Here is an 18,212-nt window from a genome sequence, read left to right as displayed (position 1 = left end):
CGGGTCCTGGGCTGTTCAGCCGTGTATCGCGCGAAGCCGGTCCGATGCCGCGCCTTCCCTGTTCAGGCAGCCGCTGCGCTCATCGGCGGGCGAGCAGTTCCTCGACCTCGGCGTCTTCCTCGCTGCCGAAGCCGATCACGATCCGGTCTTCGTCGCCCGGGGCCTCGCGCAGGAACCAGACCTGGACCGGATCGCCCACGCGCGGCAGCCGGGACGGGTCGAACGGGCCGGTCTTGCTGACCCAGCGCTCGGTGCCGAGGTGGTCGCTGAAACGGGCGACGACGCGGATGTGCGGCTGGTGGCCGATCGCCACGCCGGTGTCGGCGGTCTCGGTGATGGTGCCCGCCGTGCGCTGGCCCTGGGCCAGGGTGGTGCGGACGCGTTCCTGCCGCCGCCGCTGCCGGCGCCGCGCGGTCAGCGCCACCGCCGCCAGCAGCGCGGCGAGCGCGGCCAGCAGCGCCGGCGCCCAGTGCTGCGCGTTCCAGCTCAGCCAGCCGCCCACGCCCCAGGGCAGGGTGGCGCCGGCGTCGAAGAAGCCCGGCCGCGGCGGCGCGGTCCAACGGTCGGCGGCGCCGCGCCACAGCCCCAGCGCGGTCGCGCCGAGGTTGATCGCGAACGCCCCGGCGGCGCCGCCGGCGCCGCCGAGGATCGCGCCCAGCGCGCGGTCGGCGCCCAGCCCCAGCAGCATGCCGGCGAACACGCCGACGAACAGCATCCACAGCAGCGCCGGGGTCTGGTTCGGCGGCTGCAGTTCCGGCGCCAGGTAGCCGGTGGCGACCGGGTAGTGGGCGGCGTCGCCCAGGCCGTAGCCGAACATCGCCCAGCAGCCGGCATAGGCGGCCAGCAGCAACCACGGCTGCCAGCCCGGCCGCGGCGGCGGGCCGGCGCGCAGGCGTTCGCGGCGCCGGGCGAGGGCGGGATCGACGGTGCTCATGGCGGCGGTCCTTCGGTGCGCGGGGCGTCGCGGCGATTATGCCGGCTGCCGCGCGGACGGCCCCGCGCGCGGCATGGCAGGCGCCGACGCAGCGCGCCGCCCGGGTCCGCACACCCGCGCTGCTTTATCCTGAGCGCCCGCTTCGACCCGCCGCGCCCGTGACCGCTCTCGACCTGCCGCTCCCCGATTCCGACGCGCTCGCCCACAGCGCGCGCCTGTCCCGCCTGATCCACGAACAGATCGCCGCCGCCGGCGGCGCGATCGCGTTCTCGCGCTTCATGGAGCTGGCGCTGTACGCGCCGGGCCTGGGCTACTACAGCGCCGGCGCCAGCAAGTTCGGCAGCGAAGGCGACTTCGTCACCGCGCCGGAACTGGGGCCGATCTTCGCCGCGTGCACGGCCCAGGCGCTGGCGCCGGCGCTGCAGCAGATCGGCCCGCAGGCGCGCCTGCTCGAACTCGGCGGCGGCACCGGCGCGTTCGCCGAAGTCGCGCTCAAGCGCCTGCTCGAACTGGACGCGCTGCCCGACCGCTACGCCATCCTCGAACCCAGCGCGCAGCTGCGCGAGCGCCAGCGCGAACGGCTGATGCAGCGGCTGGCCTCGCCGCTGTTCGAACTGGTGGAATGGCTCGACGGCCCGTTCGGCGACGAGTGGGACGGGGTGGTGTTCGCCAACGAGGTGATCGACGCGCTGCCGACCCCGCGCTTCGGCATCCGCGACAGCGAAGTCCTTGAGGAGCACGTGACCAGCGACGGCGAGCGCTTCGCCCGCGAGCTGCGCCCGGCCGACAGTTTCCTCGCCAACGCGGTGAGCCATGTCGAGCGCGGGCTGGAGCGGCGCTTCGCCGACGGCTACCGCTCCGAAGTGCTGCCGCAGCTGCCGTACTGGATCCAAGCCGTGTCCGGCGGCCTGCGCCGCGGCGCGCTGCTGTTCGTCGACTACGGTTATGCGCGCGGCGAGTTCTACGCGCCCGAGCGCGACGACGGCACCTTGCGCGCCTACTACCGCCATCGCGTGCACGCCGAGCCGTTGCTGTGGCCGGGCCTGCAGGACATCACCGCGTCGGTCGATTTCACCGCGCTGGCCGAAGCCGGCGTCGCCGCCGGTTTCGACCTCGCCGGTTACTGCTCGCAAGCCAGCTTCCTGCTCGGCAACGGCCTGGACGGCGTGCTCAAGCGGATCGAGGCGATCGCCGATCCGGTCGAGAAACAGCGCCGCCTCAACGAGGTGAAGAAGCTGACCTTGCCCAGCGAGATGGGCGAGCGCTTCCAGGTCATGGGCCTGCAGAAGGACGTGGAACTGGGCGTGGCGTTCATGGTCGGCGACCTGAGCCACCGCTTGTGAGCGCGGCCGGGAACCTGCGCGAGTTCCGCCGCCCGGCGCTGTGGATCGCGCTGTGGCTGGCGATGATCGCCGCAGTCGTCGCGACTTGCCTGATGCCGGCCCAGGACCTGCCGCCGGCGCCGTTCGATGCCTTCGACAAAGTCGAGCACTTCACCGCCTACCTGCTGCTGTCGCTGTACGCCGGCATGCTGTTCGCAAGGGTGCGCGCGCAGGCGCTGGCCGCGGCGGGATTGATCGCGCTCGGCATCGCGCTGGAGTTCGCCCAGGCCACCCTCACCGATTCGCGCAGCGGCGACGCCGCCGATGCCCTGGCCAACGGCCTGGGCGCGCTGGCCGGGCTGTGGCTGTCGCGCACGCCGATCGCGCTGTGGCTGCAGCGGTTGGACCGCAAGTTGGCGCGGCGCTGAGGCGTCGGGCGCCGACATCCGCGGCGCGCATCGGGACTGTCGCGCGCGCATCGCGGCCGATGGCGGCAACGCCGAGGCGACATGCGCACTTCGCGTGCGCTGGCTGCGCTTCATCGAATTCATCCGCGCATCGATGCCTCGCGGTCCCGGCACGCGCGAGTGAGGTTGCGTGTGCGATTCGGTGACGCCGAACGCATTCAGGTCTGAACGCTGCATTAGCCCGTTCGTCGTATCAGGAAAGCCGTCACAAAGGCAAAGTCGGCACAGTCACGCGGCGTATTGCGAAAAGGTTAAGAACCCGTGAGGCTCCAGCGCGGGCCACGGGCGCCCGTCACCTTCGCAAGGAACCGACTCATGTCTTCGACCCCGCATCGCCACCGACTGGCGCTGGCCGTAGCCGCCGCCATGGCCGCGACCGCCTTCGTTCCCGCCGCATTTGCGCAAGCGCCCGCGTCGGGCGCGCGCGAGGCGACCACGCTCGATGCGGTGCAGGTGACCGGTTCGCGCGCGCGCGGCCGCGCCGCCGAAGACACCGCGGCGCCGGTGGACGTGATCGGCAAGGAAGAGCTGACCGCGACCGGCGCCACCGAGGTGGGCCAGATCCTGCAGATGCTGGAGCCCTCGTTCAATTTCTCGCGCACCTTCGTCAGCGACGGCACCGACATCCTGCGTCCGGCGACGCTGCGCTCGCTCGGCCCCGACCAGGTGCTGGTGCTGGTCAACGGCAAGCGCCGTCACCAGCAGGCGCTGGTCAACGTGCAGCAGACCATCGGCCGCGGTTCGGCCGGCACCGACATCAACGCGATCCCGCTGTCGGCGATCGAGCGCATCGAAGTGCTGCGCGACGGCGCCGCCGCGCAGTACGGCTCGGACGCGATCTCCGGCGTGATCAACATCATCTTGAAGAAGCAGACCAGCGAAACCCAGCTGTCGCTGCAGGCCGGCCAGAACTACGCCGGCGACGGCGAGAACTACTCGGCCTCGGTCAACACCGGGGTCAAGCTCGGCGAGGACGGCTTCCTCAATATGTCGTTCGAATACCGCGACCGCAGCGCGACCAACCGCGCCGGCCCGGACAGCCTGCGCGTGAGCCCGCCGCGGGTGACCCAGCGCCTGGGCGACGCCGACGCCACCGACGCGTATTTCTGGTTCAACGGCGGCCTGCCGGTCGGCCGCGGCGAGCTGTACTGGTTCGGCGGCCTGTCCAAGCGCAAGGGCGATTCCTACGGCTTCTTCCGCAGCCCCGGCGACAACCGCACGGTGCCGGCGCTGTACCCAGACGGCTTCCTGCCCAACATCCGCACCAAGGTCGACGACACCTCGCTCGCGGTCGGCTACAAGGCGCCGATCAACGACAACTGGGACTGGGACGTGTCGGTCAACCGCGGCCGCAGCAAGTTCGGCTTCGAGGAAGCCGATTCGGTCAACGTCAGCTGGTGGTACGAGCCCAAGCCCGGCGGCGGCATCTACGCCGAGTCGCCGACCAGCGCCGACACCGGCACGCTGCAGTTCGACCAGACCACGTTCAACCTGGATTTCCGCGGCACGCTCAAGGGCTTCAACGACCGCCCGCTGTACCTGGGCACCGGCGTGGAATACCGCAAGGACGAGTACCAGATCCGCGCCGGCGCGCCGGTGACCTACACCTACGGCCGCACCAACAACCGCGCGATCAACATCGTCGGCCAGGCCGGCGAGACCGCGCAGCCGGGCATGCAGGGCTTCCCGGGCTTCTCGCCGAACGAGGCGGTCGACGACGGCCGCCACAACTACGCCGCCTACCTCGACCTGGAAACCAACCTCAGCGACCGCTTCCTGCTCGGCGCCGCGGTGCGCTACGAGGACTATTCCGACTTCGGCCAGACCACCACCGGCAAGCTGTCGGCGCGCTTCGACGCCAGCGAGCAGTTCGCGCTGCGCGGCACGGTCTCCACAGGCTTCCGCGCGCCGGGCGTGCAGCAGCTGTTCTACAGCCAGCGCTCGACCAACCTCAACGCCGCCGGCGAACTCACCGACACCCTGACCGCGCGCCAGGACAGCGCGGTGACGCGCGCGTTCGGGATCGAGCCGCTGAAGGAGGAAACCTCCAAGAGCGGCTCGGTCGGCTTCGTGCTCAAGCCCAGCGAGCGCTTCTCGCTGACGATGGACGTGTTCCGCATCGACATCGACGACCGCATCATCTTCTCCAGCAACATCCAGCCCGAATCGGTCGGCAGCAACGGCCAGCCGTGCGCGCCGGGCAACGGCAACTGCCCGATCCGCGCGATCCTCGACCCGATCGGCGTCGGCCAGGTGTTGTTCTTCACCAACGCCATCGACACCCGCACCACCGGCGTGGACCTGGTCGCCAACCACAACACCGAGTTCGCCAGCGGCGCCAAGCTCAACCTGACCGCGCTGGTGCACTTCAACAAGACCGAGGTCAAGGACCGCCGCTCGCAGTCGGCGATCCTGCCGCCGAGCGTGCTGTTCGACGACACCCAGGTGACCCTGATCGAGAAGGGCCAGCCGCGCCAGCACCACGTGCTGCAGGGCGTGTACGAGACCGGCCCGTGGGAACTGACCGCGCGCGCCAACTACTACGGCCCGGTCACCGGCGAAGGCTTCACCCCCGGCATCAAGCAGACCTGGAGCGGCAAGTGGCTGGCCGACCTGTCGGTGCGCTACCGGTTCAGCGAGCAGCTGGCGCTGACCGTGGGCGGCAACAACCTGTTCGACACCTACCCGGACAAGTGGGATCGGGTCCGCGGCGCGCCGTTCCCCGAAATGGGCTTCAAGTACGGCTGGGAAACCCTGCCGTTCGGCATGAACGGCGGCAGCTATTACGCGCGCCTGGACTACCGCTTCTAAACGTCTCAGCACGACGTGCGAAACGCCGCCCAGCCTAGGCCGGGCGGCGTTCGCGGCGCGGTCGGCGGCCGCAACCGTCGGCCGAACCGGGACGGCCCCGGCTTGACGCCGCTGCCGGTCGGGAGAAGACTGGCCTACCAGCGTAGCGACAAGGACTGTCATGGGCAGGATATGGATCGTGGTGGGCGACACCACCACCGGCGGCGGCAGCGTCGTGTCCGGATCGCCTTTCACCGATATCGACGGAAAACCGGTCGCCCGCATCGGCGACAGCGTCGTGTGCCTGCGCCACGGCCCGACCGTGATCGTCAGCGGCGACTCCACCATGATCGTCGACGGCCAGCCGGTCGCCCGGCATGGCGACGGCCTGGCGTGCACGTGCAGCCTGGTGGCGGTGCAGCAGGCGCATGTGCATATCGCCAGCGGCGGGGCGGGCGCTGCGGCGTCTGCGGCCGCTGCTGAAGCCGCAGCCGCAGCGGCCCCGGGGGACGAACAGGAAGCCGCCGGGCACGACTACGATCAGCATTTCCTGCTCGTCGAAGAAGCCGGCGGCGAGCCGCTCAAGGACTGGCCCTACCTGATCGAGCTGCCCTCGGGGAAGAAGATCGAGGGCCGGACCGACGCGGAAGGGAAAACGCGCAAGATCAGCAGCCAAGAGGCGGAACTGGCCACGCTGAGCGTGTTGGAGCCGGAGCCGCCGAGCCTGGACGCCAACTGGGACGACTGGTCGTGACCTATCCGAAATTCAAGAAGGCCATCATCCTCAAGGCCCAGGGCGCGAAGCTGACGCCCAAGGCGCAGACCGCGCCGGTCAAGGTCGCGGTCGATCCGGCGGCGCGTTTGCGCGAGATACGCAAACTGGTCGTGGCCCACAACAAGTCGGATGTGGACGACGATGTCATCATCTGCCAGATCTACATGGAGTCGCGCTTCGCGCGGGATCCGATCAATGAGGCCGGAAGCTCCGCGAAAGGCCTGATGCAGTTGCTGAAGATCTCCGTGCGCGAAATCTATCGGGTGCGCGATCTGGCGTTGCCGAAGGCCCAGCGCACTCCGGAGAAGGAACTGTACAAGCGGGCCGACACGTTCCACGCCAGCAGCGCGATGGTCGATGAGGGGACGAATATCGCGATGGGAACCGAATATCTGCAGATGCTGATAAACGTGCAGAAAAAGAAGAAGGCTGCCGATCCCATCGCCGAGGCGTACAAGGAGTATCGCGACAAGGACAACGGGGTCTATTACAAAAAGATCTCGGACGCGGCCGCGTTGCTGAAGAAGAATCCCGAGTCGATGCAGGTGCTGTTGGATATGGTCGCGAAAGCGAAGAAGAAATAACGATGAGAACCTTCCCGATGGTTGCGCTGCTTCTGCTGTCGGCCGCGGCGCACGCGGGCGGGGCGCCGTTTTCGTGCGAGCTGGGCAACGCCAGGGACAAACGCGCGGTCGTGGTAACCGCGCAGGATGCCGAGTCTGGCGCGGCGACCTACTACCTGCGCTACGGCGGCAAGCCCGTACAGCCGGCGATCCGCGACATCGAGCACTCGCGCGGGCTGGACGCGCGGTTGAGCTGCGTAGGCCGCAAGCGGCGCGCGATGCTGCTGTTCGGCGAATTCGGCGCCGGTTATCCGCACGGCGTCGTGCTGAGCTACAACCCGGCTACCGCGGCGTTCGAGCGCATCGATTTCGCCGAACGCGCGCTGCCGTCCCGGATCTATCTGGGCGAGCGGGGCAGCCTGGTGGTGATTCCGACCGGCGGTCGCGGCGAAACCGACGCCCGCTATGTGGTCTATCGGTATGCCGCTGGCAAGGGGCAGGATGAGGAAAGCGAAGCGACGGACGAACTGCCCGCCACCGCCGGTTACACAGTGATCGCGCTGGATCGATGATGGCGTTCGCCGGCGCGTTGGGCTGCGTGAGCTCGGCCTTTGCCGATCTGTCGGCGCGCATGCCGGGCTCGGTCGGTCCGCCGCCGCGACAACGACCGGGCGCATAGTCCGACGCGCGCCGCGAATGCGGTCGCGATGGACGTTCAGGCTGAAGACGAATCCTGCGCGCCCTCGCGCCGCACCGTGGCGATCGCCTCGATCCGCGCCCGCCGCAGCGCTTCGCCGACCGCCGGGCCGCTGAGGCCCGGGCTCAGATTGCCCGCGCGCACGTTCAGGCCGGCGTGCAGCGCATCGAGCAATGCCTGCCGCGAGGGGTAGTCGCTGTCTTCCAATCCCAATCGGCCGCGCTTGTCGGCCTCGCACACCAGCGCCATCTGCTCGATGCGCTTGGGGTTGCGCCAGCCGTCGCAGCGCGCGATCAGTTCGTACACGCTGCGCGGGCGCATCTCGGCCAGGCGGTGGACGTTGAGATGTTCGCGGCACACCGCCTCGGCCAGCAGGCGGTGTTCGGTCGGCACCTTGAGCCGCGCGCACAGGTCGGCGAGCGGTTCCAGGCCGTTGTGTTCGTGGTTGTGATGGCGCGGCAGCAGGTCGGCCGGGGTGCGCGCCTTGCCCAGGTCGTGGGTCAGCGCGGCGAAGCCGATCAGGTCGTCGGCGGGGGCGAGCCGCGCGGCCATGTCCACGACCATCTCGGTGTGGATGCCGGTGTCGACTTCGGGATGGTATTCGGGCCGCTGCGGCACGCCGTACAGCGCTTCGACTTCCGCCAGCACGACGGCGAGCGCGCCGGCCTCGTGCAGGGTGCGCAGGAACGCCGACGGCGCGGCGCTCGCCAGCGCGCGGCGGGTTTCCTGCCACACACGCTCGGGCACGAGGTCGGTGAGTTCGCCGGATTCGGCCATGCGCCGCATCAGCGCCATCGTTTCCGGCGCGACGCTGAAACCGTGCGCGGCGAAGCGGGCCATGAAGCGCGCCGCGCGCAGCACCCGCAGCGGGTCCTCGACGAAGGCCTCGCCGACGTGGCGCAGCACTTTGGCTTCGAGGTCGCCGACGCCGCCGTAGGGATCGACCAGGCGGCCGTCGCTTTCGTCGCGGGCGATGGCGTTGATGGTGAAGTCGCGCCGGCCCAGGTCGTCCACCAGGCTCACCGACGGGTCGGCGTCGACGACGAAGCCGCGGTAGCCGCGGCCGGACTTGCGCTCGGTGCGCGCCAGCGCGTATTCCTCGCCGGTGTCGGGGTGCAGGAACACCGGGAAGTCCTTGCCGACGGCCTTGAAACCGGCGGCGAGCATCGCTTCGGGGGTTGCGCCGACGACGACGTAGTCGCGATCGCCCGCCGGCAGGCCGAGCAGGCTGTCGCGGACCGCGCCGCCGACGAGATAGGTCTTCATGGGGAATTCGGCAATGGGGATCGGGGGATAGCGAACGCAACGGTGCGGTTGCGTGCAGCGGGAGAGCGGTCGGGCGACGGATGCGTTGGTCTCGCGCATCGCCTCGGGCGATGGCTCCGCCTTCGCGAACCGCGGACCCGCGCCGGTCAGTGCGGCGCCAGCAGCCCGATGATGTCTTCCGCGCCGGCGTTGCGGCCGAGGCGGCGCACGATCGGATTGGGCTGGCCCGACACCCACAGCCGCAGTTCGGCTTCCAGGTCGAAATGGCCCGCGGTCTCCAGCGAGAACATGACGATGCTGCGGTAGGGCAGGCTCAGGAACTCGGTCTTGCGCCCGGTCACGCCCTGCTTGTCGACCAGGATCAGGCGGCGGTCGGTGAACACGATCAGGTCGCGGATCTCGCCGAAGGCGCGCACGACGCTCTCGCCGGGCGCGAGCAGCGGGGCGAAGTCGTCGTTGACCTTGTCGGCGGACTTGGTGCCGGCGTGGCCGAGCAGGGTGTCGAGCAGGCCCATGGCGCGTTCCTTTCGCGAATGTGTGCCGGGCATCCTAGCGCAGTGGGGCAACCCCTGTAGGCGCGGCGCGAGCCGCGACCGCGGCAATGCAACCGCGCCGGAATCTGCGCCGTGGTTGCGTTGCCGCGGTCGCGGCTTGCGCCGCGCCTACAGGGAGGTGCCGAAGATTTCCGACAGGCGGGGAACGACCGGCGTCGGCTCGACGCCGAGCTTGAGCAATCCGTTCTCCACGCTGGTCGAGTCGGTCTGCAGCGAGCGCCAGTTGTCGCGGCTGATCGGCTTGCCCGGCAGGCGCTCGCCGATCTCGGCCTGCAGCTTGCCCAGCGCTTCGGGCAGCGGCAGCACCGCGCGCCAGCGGCCGCGGCCGCGCGCGCCGGCGCGCACGATCTCGGCCAGGGTCATCACCTGCGGGCCGACCAGGTTGTAGCTGCGCTGCACGTGTGCGTCGTCGGCCAGGACGTTGACGAAGGCCTGGGTCACATCGCCGACCCACACCGGCTGGAAGCGCGCGCTGGCGCGGCCGATCGGCAGCGCCGGCAGGTAGCGCAGCAGCGCGTCGAAGCGGCAGAACAGGCCGTCGCCGGGGCCGGCGATCACCGAGGGCCGGAACAAGGTCCAGTCGAGCTTGGAGGCGCGCACCTTCTACTCGGCGCGGCCGCGCGCTTCCAGGTAATGGCTGTGGCCGGTGCCGGCGTTGAGCGCGCTCATCTGCAGCAGCCGGCGCACGCCCATCGCGCGCATGGCCTCGATCAGCGCTTCCAGCAGTTCGACGTAGACGTGCTCGAAACCGCGCCCGCTGTCGCCTTGTTCGTTGAGGATGCCGACCAGGTTGACCACCGCGTCGACGTCGTCGAGCACCGCGCGCAGGAAATCCGGGTTGGCCACGTCGCCTTCGATGATGCTGGCGTCGCGGCTGAGCTTCTTTTTCTTCGACGGATCGACGCCGCGGCTGAGCACGGTGACGCGATGGCGCTCGCCCAGCAGGTGTGCGACCAGATGGCGGCCGACGAAGCCGGTGCCGCCCAGGACCAGGACGTGGGAACGCGCCACGGCGGAGCCCTTACTCGGTTTCCGCCGGCAGCGGCGCGCTGGCCGTCGCGGCGGCGGCCGGACAGGCGAAGGACTTGCGCTTGGCCTGGGTCGCGCCGCGCAGGCGGTCGCTGACGCTGAGCGCGTCGCCGTTCATGCGCCAGTCGTAGAGCACGCTGAAGGCGAGCACGCGGGCGACGTACTCGCGGGTTTCCTTGTAGCTGATGGTCTCGATCCAGAAGTCCGGCTCCATCCCCGGCCGCTGCGACTGCCAGCGCGCCAGCGGCGCCGGGCCGGCGTTGTAGCCGGCCATGGCGAAGTACGGCTGGCCGCCGTACTTGTCGTGCAGCTGGCGCAGGTAGGCGGTGCCCAGGACGATGTTGGTGTCGGAGTCGTACAGGCTCGCCGCGCCGCCCCACGGCAGGCCCAGGCTCTTGGCCACCTGCGCGCCGGTGCCCGGCAGCACCTGCATCAGGCCCATGGCGTTGGCGCCGGAGCGCGCGGTCGGGTTGAACACGCTCTCGGCGCGGATCTCGGCCGCGACCCAGGCCGGGTCGAGCCCGTTCTTGGCCGATTCGCGCCGGATCGTCTCGGCGTGGTGGAGCGGGAAGCGCAGGTAGTACAGGCGCTGTTCCTGCGGCGTCTTGTTGAGCGAGAACACCGCGCGGTCGAACCAGTTGTAGCCCTGCGCGACCTCGATCGCCAGGCGCCGCTGGGTGTCGTCGAAGCGGCCCAGCGCGTCGTCCCACTCGCGGATCGCCCACGGTGTGCGTTCGATCTGGAACAGGCCCATCGCCCGCACCAGCGCCGGATCGCGCGCGACCTGCGCGCGCGCGGCCGGCGCGTCGGCCGGCTGCAGCGGGCACAGCGTATACGGCGCGCCGAGCCGGTCGGCGGACAGGAAGCCGTGGAAGTCGGCGTTCTTGGCCGCCTCGCGGTACAGCCGGGTCGCGGCGGCCTTGTCGCCGGCGCGCTCGGACAGGCGCGCTTCGAAATACTCCCAGCGCGATTCGCTGCGCTGCTTGGCGCCCATCTTGCGGATCGCCGCCAGCGCCGCGTTCCAGTCCGAGCGCGCCATCGCCTCGCGCGCGCGCCACTCGTGCAGGCGTTCGTCATAGGCGACCTCGGGCACGGCGTTGAGCCGGCGCGCGGATTCGGCGTCGTAGGACGCCACCGACCACAGCGCCGCCTGGTACAGCACGCGGCCGCGGTCTTCGTCGCTGAAGTTCAGCGCGCCGGCGTACTTGGGCAGTTGCGCTTCGGCGCTGGCCGGCTGCGCCTTGGCCAGCTTGGCCAGGCCGTAGCTGGCGATCTTGCGGCTGCGATCGGTCTTGGGCCAGGCCAGCGCGCGTTCGTTGACGTTGTCCAGGAACGCCGCGTAGTCGTTCGCCTGCGCCAACTGATCCGCCGGCAATCCGCGCGCCGCCGCGCGCATCACCGCCGGCTGCCATTCGGCGGCGGCAGCCTCGATGCGTTCCCAGCGCAGTTCCGGGCTCAGCCCGCCTTGCGTGGCCAGCACCGCGAACGGCGCGTCGCAGGCGTCGGGCAGCGACTTGCCGCTGCTGCGCCAGATCGCTTGCGCGTCGCGGGTCCATTGCGCGTCGGCGCGGCCCAGCGCCTGGCGCGCGCTCAATTCGGCGCAGCGCAGTTGCGCGCCGCGCTCCTTGCCGCTGCGGTTGAGCGGCGTCCACGCGGCGAGGAAGGCGTTCCAGTCCTGGCGGCGCGCGGTCGCGGCCAGCCAGATCTCGCGGAACGCCTCGCCCGAGGCTTCGTTGCCGCGGCGGGCGAGGAAGTCCTGGGCCTGGCCGTTGTCGAGGCTGTCGATGTTGCGGCGGAGCGCGGCGTACTCGACCCAGCCGTAGAGCGGATGGCGGGCGATGTCGGCGTATTGGCCGGCATCGAAGCCGCCGCGTTCGGCCGCGTCCAGCGCGGCGCGCACGCGCGGCAACTGGGCGTCGGCGGTCGGCGCCGGCGGCGCGCGCAGCGACGGCGGCTTGGCCGCGGGCTGCGCCGGCGTGGAGGCCGTGGTCTGGGCGCAGGCGGTGGTGGCGATGGCCGCGAGGAGCGCGGCCGCGAGCAGGGGGAAGGGGCGCGGGAGCATCGCCGGACTATAGCCGAGCGCGCATGAATGTCTTATGTGAACGCCGCGTGGACGAGAGCGAAGCGCGAACGCGGTCGCGGCGGCGGTGGTTGCCGATGTAGGAGCGACGTGAGTCGCGACTGCGCCAACGCAGCTACCACGCAGGTTTCGACGCGGTTGCGGTGTCGCAGTCGCGACTCGCGTCGCTCCTGCAGTCGCAGCGATTGGGTTTCCAGCGCGCGAACGGGCGTGCAGAATCGAGCCCTCGCATCGGAGACACCGCGCATGGCGATCTGGCTGGTCTTCCTCGTCCTGGGCGCCATCGCCGGCGTGCTCGCCGGTTTGCTCGGCGTCGGCGGCGGGCTGGTGCTGGTGGCGGCGCTGGCGTGGATCGCGCCGGCCTTCGGCATTCCGCAGGAAGCGGCCATGCACACCGCGCTGGCCAGTTCGCTGGCCAGCATCGTGCTCACCGCGACCGCGTCGGCGCGCGCCCATGCCAAGCGCGGCAGCGTGCTGTGGCCGACGGTGCGCTGGATGGTGCCTGGGCTGATCCTCGGCGGCTGGCTCGGCAGTTGGGTCGCGGTGCGCATCGACGGCGAATGGCTGCGCTGGATCGTCGCCGGCTACTGCCTCATCGCCGCCGCGCAGCTGTTGTTCGGCAAGCCGCGCGCGACCCTCGGCGAAGACGCCCCGGCGCCGCAGGGCGCGGCGATGTCGGGCGCGGGCGTGGGCATCGGCGCGGTCTCGGCGGTGGTCGGCATCGGCGGCGGCAGCATGACCGTGCCGCTGCTGGTCTGGCGCGGGGTGGCGCCGGTGCGCGCGGTCGGCACGTCCTCGGCCTGCGGCGTGGCGATCGGCCTCGCCAGCGCGGTCGGCTATGCCTTCAATGCGCCGCCGGGCGCGCTGCCGCACTATGCGATCGGCTATGTCTACCTGCCGGCGGCGATCGGCGTGGCCCTCGCCTCGGTGTTCGCGGCTCCGTATGGCACGCGTTTGGCGCATCGCCTGCATGGCGACACTTTGAAGCGGGTGTTCGCGACGTTCCTGATCCTGGTCGCGCTGAGCTTGCTGCTCGGCGGTTGAATCCGCAAAGCCCATCACGTTTCCGCGGCATCGCGCCGCGACCCCTCGCAAGCGTCCGGCGCGCGGCCTGAATGGGCGGCGAGGGTATGCCGCATCCGGTGTTTGTCCGAGGCCTCGCGACAGGCCGAACAAAACTGCGACCGGTTTGGCAAGTACTCCCATTTTGCGCCTTGTGGCGGATTCACGGATTGTTTACAACCTCTCGGATGCCTCCGGCACGGTCCGGCCGGCACGCCAATAGCCAACAGAGCTAGCCAAGCCAATTACGAGGGAGAGAGTAGATGAAGCCGTCGCGTCGCCATGTCCTGGCGAAAGCCATCCAATTGTCCCTGCTGGTCGCGTTGCCCGGCGTCGCCGCCGCGCAGGACGCCGCCCCCCGCAAGGACCCCACCACGCTCGATTCGGTCCAGGTCACCGGCACCCGCATCAAGAAGGCCGAGATCGAAAGCCAGGTTCCGGTCCAGACCCTCAATCGCGACGACATCGAACGTACCGGCCTGACCTCGCTCGGCGACATCGTGCAGGAACTCACCGGCGCCGGCTCCGCGCTCAACACCAAGTTCAACTCTTCCGGCAACTTCGGCTTCTCGCCCAACGGCGACGGCATCGGCGCGGGTTCGGCCCAGGTCGACCTGCGCCACCTCGGGCCCAAGCGCGTGCTGGTCCTCGTCGACGGCATGCGTTGGGTCAACGAATCCTCGGCCTCGGGCGTGGGCGCGGCGACCGACCTCAACACCATCCCGCTGGCCATCGTCGAGCGCATCGAAGTGCTCGAGGACGGCGCGTCCTCGCTGTACGGCTCCGACGCCATCGCCGGCGTGGTCAACATCATCACCCGCCGCAACTTCGAAGGCGGCCAGATCAGCCTCAACTACGGCCAGTACGGCAAGGGCGACGGCGAGCTGCAGGGCGTCGACCTGGCCTGGGGCTACAACACCGACCGCGCCAACCTGTTCCTGGGCCTGAGCTACGTCGACCAGGATCCGGTGTTCTCGCGCGACCGCAAGGTCTCGCGCGTGCCGGTGCCGGGCCTGGGCGTGGAGACCGGCAGCTCGGCCACGCCGAACGGCCGCTTCATCTTCACCGATCCGCGTTGCCCGGCGGTCGACAGCGACGACGATCCGTCCACGCCGCCGGTGAACATGTGCAACATCACCACGCCGAACGGCTCCAGCTTCCCCAACGGCGTGCGCTTCCCGCAGGACTTCATCCCGTTCGGCGGCGCCAACCGCTACAACTTCGCCGCCGAGAACATGCTGCTGACGCCGTCCAAGCGCACCGGCGCGTTCGGCCAGTTCCGCTACCACTTCAGCGACAACGTGCAGGGTTACCTGAAGGCCTTGTACAACCGCCGCGAGTCGGTCAACCAGGCCGCGCCGGAGCCGATCTTCCTCGGCCTGGACGCCGGCACCGGCAATCCGTGGTCCGAGCGCATCACCATCTCGCGCCTGAACCCGTACAACCCCTTCGGCATCGACCTGACCTCCGAGGGCGCCAACCCGAACCTGATCACGCTCGCGCGGCGTCCGGTCGAGGGCGGCCCGCGCATCTTCGAGCAGCAGGTCGACACCCAGTACGTGGCCGGCGGCCTGGAAGGCAGCTTCGACGCGGGCGACCGCACCTTCTTCTGGGACGTCAACGCCGCCTACAGCCGCAACAAGGCCGACCAGACCAACCGCGGCAGCTACAACATCCGCAACATCAACATCGCCCTCGGCGATCCGGCGGTGTGCGCCGCGACCCCGGGCTGCGTGCCGCTGAACCTGTTCGGCGGCCCCGGCACGATCACCCCGCAGATGCTCAGCTGGATCAGCCCGGTCATCCGCGACCGCAGCGAACAGAAGCTCAAGACCTTCACCGCGAACTTCTCCGGCGACCTGTTCAACCTGTGGGCGGGCCCGCTGTCGTTCGCGGCCGGCTACGAGTACCGCAAGTACGAAGGCTCGTATTCGCCCGACCCGATCACCGTGGCCGGCTACTACAACGGCACCCAGTCGCTGCCGACCCGCGGCACCTACGACGTCAACGAAGCCTACGTCGAGTTGAACCTGCCGCTGATCAAGGAAGGTTCGTTCGGCAAGAGCCTGGACCTGAGCCTGGCCGGCCGCTATTCGGACTACTCGACCTTCGGCGGCCAGTTCACGCCCAAGTACGGCCTGCGCTGGCAGGTCGCCGACGAGTTCCTGCTGCGCACCACCTACGCCGAAGGCTTCCGCGCGCCGTCGATCGGCGAACTGTACGGCTCGGCCAGCCGCGCCGACCTGCAGCTCAGCGATCCCTGCCTGATCTCGATCACCGGTTCGCCGCCGACCGGCAACCGCGCCAACTGCGCCGCGCTCGGCGTGCCGGCCGGCGCCGCCCAGGCCAACAGCCAGATCTCGGTGCAGACCGGCGGCAACTCGGAGCTGGAGCCGGAAACCGCGCGCAGCTTCACCGCCGGCTTCGTCTACAGCCCGGCCTGGGCCGCGGACTCGGCGTGGTCGGACAAGTTCGACTTCGAAGTCACCTACTACCGCCACTCGCTGGAAGGCGCGGTGCAGGCGATCGACGCACAGACCCAGCTCAACCTGTGCGTGCAGACGCTCGACCCGCTGTACTGCAACGGCATCACCCGTTCCAGCGTCGGCGGCATCTCCAGCTTCGAGAACAAGCTGACCAACCTGGGTTCGATCAAGACCTCCGGCTGGGACATGGACTTCTTCTGGACCCTGCCGGAGACCTCGTTCGGCCAGTTCAAGCTGGCCTGGCAGAACACCTGGGTGACCGAGTACGAGGCGGTCGGCGCCGCCGGCCAGCGGCAACCGCGCAGGCCGGGCGTGGAAGTCAACGACAGCGCGATCCCGGAGTGGAGCTCCAACGCGGTGCTGTCGTGGAAGCGCAACGCCTGGACCGGTTCGTGGACGGTGCGCCACACCTCCGAGCTGACCGAGACCTGCCAGGCCTCGGCGCTGGAGTCGCCGTACTGCGACAACGCCGTGACCGGCGCGAACAAGCTGTCGGCGATCACCTACCACGACCTCCAGCTGGGCTATCACTTCGAACTGCTGAAGGGCCTGCAGGTCACCGGCGGCGTCAACAACCTGTTCGACAAGGACCCGCCGGTGTGCCTGTCGTGCTCGCTCAACGGCTACGACGCGTCCACCTACGACATACCGGGCGGGCGTTTCTTCTACGTGCGCGCGGATCTGCGGTTCTGATCCTGGGATAAAGCGTCGACGAAACGCAACGGCCGGCGCTGCGAGGCGCCGGCCGTTTTCGTTGGGGGGCTGGAAGCGCGGCGTCGATGCGCGGTTCGGCGTCGTCGCGTTTTCCCGGCTGCGGCTTGCGCAGCGCCTACAGTCGGGGAACGAGACCGGCCGCCGCCCCTGTAGGCGCTGTGCAAGCTGCGACCGCGGCAATGCAACCGCGGCGAACCCGGCTATCGCCCGCGCACCGACGCATGCCGGATCACCTCCAGCGCCCGATCCGCATCGCAGGCATACAGCCCCGCGCCCCAGGCGGCGTTCTGCTCGACGCAGGCCCAGCCGCGATCCTCGATATAGCCGACGTCGACCACGCACGCGCGCGGCAAGGCCACGCGCGGGTCGTCGAGCATGCGCTGCAGGAACGCGGTCGCCTGCGCATCCTCTTCGTCGCTGCTGGCGAAGCCGCTGTCGCGCGCCAGTTCGCCGTCGCGCGAGTACAGCGACCAGGTGCGCAGCCGGCGGTCGAGCACGAAGCAGCGCAGTTCGCAGCGCCAGCGCACTACTTCGGCCACCAGCACCGGCATGTCGTCGTCGTAGCCCTGCGGCAACTCGGCGCCGATATAGACGCGGGCCGGAAAGCTCTTGTCGTTGGGCGGCTTGACGAAGGCCGGCGCCGTACGCGCACGCTGCGCGCCCAGCGTACTCAAGCCGATCTCGCGCAAGCGGTATTCCGGCGGCAGCGTCGGCAGCCAATCCTCGGGCGGATTGTCCAGGCGCAGGCCGAGCGCCTCGCCGATCTGCGGCGCGAACAGCGCTTCGCCGTAGAACACCGCTGCGTCCAGGTCGCGCAGGCGTTCGGGCACGCGCCAGCCGGGCAGGCGTTCGATCGACCAGCCCTGGCGCGAGGCGGCCTTCCACAGGGCCTGGGCGTCGTCGGTGTGGCGGGGCGTGAGGATCAGCGTGGGCATCGGCGTGGCTGCGGTGGGAAACGCCGGCGCAGCGTCGGGGAAAGGCGGCGCTTCGTCAACGGCGCGGTGTGGCGTCGGTCGGGGGATGGGCGGCGCGGGAGCGCTGCGCGCTTTGCCGCGCTTTCGGTGCCGGGGACTTTTCCGGGCTGTGGTTCGACGCGGGCCAACTGTAGCGACGCGGCGTCGTCGCGCGTTTTCGAAACCGCGAATCTCCCGGATCGTCGTTCCAGCGAAAGCTGGAATCCATTGCGCCCCGGCCCTGGTCTTTGCTTTTGTTTCGGCGTTGTTGTTGCCGTTCGCTCGGACGTAACGTCACGCGGAGCATTCGCCTCGCAGCCCCGGAGGGCGCGCGCATGGATGCGCGCGCGCCATGGGGCAGGATGCCCCTTATGGCGCGGCCCCGCGCCCGGTGCTGGACCTAGTGGCTTGTGATCTTAAACAAGCGTTTTTCTTTGGTTACTTTCTTTTGGCGCGCTGCCAAAAGAAAGTAACTCGGCCGCTTGCGGACGAAAGCTCTTGATTGCCGCTTGTCGTCACC

General features: G+C 69.8%; 15 protein-coding genes. 8 read left to right on the top strand and 7 right to left on the bottom strand.

The genetic code is table 11. The annotated features are described in order from the left end of the window. Positions 1 to 79 precede the first annotated feature (79 nt). Positions 80 to 934 (bottom strand): DUF3592 domain-containing protein, encoded by an 855-nt coding sequence (locus tag BLV01_RS24445; RefSeq protein ID WP_091806468.1) that lies wholly within the window; start codon positions 932 to 934, stop codon positions 80 to 82. 158 nt (positions 935 to 1,092) lie between these two features. On the opposite strand from BLV01_RS24445, the gene BLV01_RS24440 reads away from it, so the two are divergent. The 6 genes from BLV01_RS24440 (at position 1,093) to BLV01_RS24415 (ending at position 7,423) form a co-directional block, all read left to right on the top strand. Beyond that, positions 1,093 to 2,277, top strand: coding sequence for a class I SAM-dependent methyltransferase (locus BLV01_RS24440; RefSeq protein ID WP_254782771.1), 1,185 nt, complete (start codon positions 1,093 to 1,095; stop codon positions 2,275 to 2,277). Further along, the gene (locus BLV01_RS24435; RefSeq protein WP_091806462.1) at positions 2,274 to 2,684 is read left to right on the top strand and encodes a VanZ family protein; all 411 of its coding nucleotides are present in this window, start codon (positions 2,274 to 2,276) and stop codon (positions 2,682 to 2,684) included. The genes BLV01_RS24440 and BLV01_RS24435 overlap by 4 nt, the downstream gene beginning before the upstream one ends. 354 nt (positions 2,685 to 3,038) lie before the next feature. Beyond that, positions 3,039 to 5,534, top strand: a complete 2,496-nt coding sequence (locus tag BLV01_RS24430; protein WP_217633586.1) for a TonB-dependent receptor plug domain-containing protein — start codon at positions 3,039 to 3,041, stop codon at positions 5,532 to 5,534. Between the two features lie 181 nt (positions 5,535 to 5,715). Continuing rightward, the gene (locus tag BLV01_RS24425; protein WP_254782770.1) at positions 5,716 to 6,267 is read left to right on the top strand and encodes a PAAR domain-containing protein; all 552 of its coding nucleotides are present in this window, start codon (positions 5,716 to 5,718) and stop codon (positions 6,265 to 6,267) included. Next, positions 6,264 to 6,872: a lysozyme family protein gene (locus tag BLV01_RS24420; RefSeq protein ID WP_091806453.1), complete on the top strand. Its 609-nt coding sequence runs from the start codon at positions 6,264 to 6,266 to the stop codon at positions 6,870 to 6,872. Before BLV01_RS24425 ends, BLV01_RS24420 begins: the two co-directional genes overlap by 4 nt. 2 nt (positions 6,873 to 6,874) lie before the next feature. After that, a complete protein-coding gene (locus tag BLV01_RS24415) occupies positions 6,875 to 7,423 on the top strand; it encodes a hypothetical protein (protein WP_139179182.1) in 549 nt (182 codons plus the stop codon). A 143-nt stretch (positions 7,424 to 7,566) separates the two neighbouring features. On the opposite strand, the gene BLV01_RS24410 is transcribed toward BLV01_RS24415, so the two are convergent. From BLV01_RS24410 to BLV01_RS24390, 5 genes are all read right to left on the bottom strand, one after another. Then, positions 7,567 to 8,814 (bottom strand): multifunctional CCA addition/repair protein, encoded by a 1,248-nt coding sequence (locus BLV01_RS24410; RefSeq protein ID WP_091806447.1) that lies wholly within the window; start codon positions 8,812 to 8,814, stop codon positions 7,567 to 7,569. 146 nt (positions 8,815 to 8,960) lie between these two features. Continuing rightward, on the bottom strand, positions 8,961 to 9,329 hold the full coding sequence (locus BLV01_RS24405) for a PH domain-containing protein (protein WP_091806443.1): 369 nt from the start codon (positions 9,327 to 9,329) through the stop codon (positions 8,961 to 8,963). 147 nt (positions 9,330 to 9,476) lie between these two features. Then, positions 9,477 to 9,968 (bottom strand): Rossmann-fold NAD(P)-binding domain-containing protein, encoded by a 492-nt coding sequence (locus tag BLV01_RS24400; RefSeq protein ID WP_091806440.1) that lies wholly within the window; start codon positions 9,966 to 9,968, stop codon positions 9,477 to 9,479. Between the two features lie 3 nt (positions 9,969 to 9,971). Beyond that, complete coding sequence (locus BLV01_RS24395; RefSeq protein WP_091806437.1) at positions 9,972 to 10,379, bottom strand: NAD-dependent epimerase/dehydratase family protein; 408 nt, start codon at positions 10,377 to 10,379, stop codon at positions 9,972 to 9,974. Between the two features lie 10 nt (positions 10,380 to 10,389). Further along, on the bottom strand, positions 10,390 to 12,459 hold the full coding sequence (locus BLV01_RS24390) for a lytic transglycosylase domain-containing protein (RefSeq protein WP_091806433.1): 2,070 nt from the start codon (positions 12,457 to 12,459) through the stop codon (positions 10,390 to 10,392). 264 nt (positions 12,460 to 12,723) lie between these two features. On the opposite strand from BLV01_RS24390, the gene BLV01_RS24385 reads away from it, so the two are divergent. Both BLV01_RS24385 and BLV01_RS24380 read left to right on the top strand, forming a co-directional pair. Continuing rightward, the gene (locus BLV01_RS24385; protein ID WP_254782768.1) at positions 12,724 to 13,521 is read left to right on the top strand and encodes a sulfite exporter TauE/SafE family protein; all 798 of its coding nucleotides are present in this window, start codon (positions 12,724 to 12,726) and stop codon (positions 13,519 to 13,521) included. Positions 13,522 to 13,802: 281 nt separating this feature from the next. Continuing rightward, a complete protein-coding gene (locus tag BLV01_RS24380; RefSeq protein ID WP_091806430.1) occupies positions 13,803 to 16,718 on the top strand; it encodes a TonB-dependent receptor plug domain-containing protein in 2,916 nt (971 codons plus the stop codon). Between the two features lie 221 nt (positions 16,719 to 16,939). Here the strand turns inward: BLV01_RS24380 and BLV01_RS24375 are convergent, their stop codons facing one another. Continuing rightward, on the bottom strand, positions 16,940 to 17,674 hold the full coding sequence (locus BLV01_RS24375) for an ATP-grasp domain-containing protein (protein WP_091806427.1): 735 nt from the start codon (positions 17,672 to 17,674) through the stop codon (positions 16,940 to 16,942). Positions 17,675 to 18,212 lie beyond the last annotated feature (538 nt).

Source organism: Lysobacter sp. yr284, from assembly GCF_900107375.1.
Lineage (GTDB): Bacteria > Pseudomonadota > Gammaproteobacteria > Xanthomonadales > Xanthomonadaceae > Lysobacter.
Note: the sequence above shows the minus strand (reverse complement) of the source record. Positions and strands in the feature narration are given on the sequence as shown.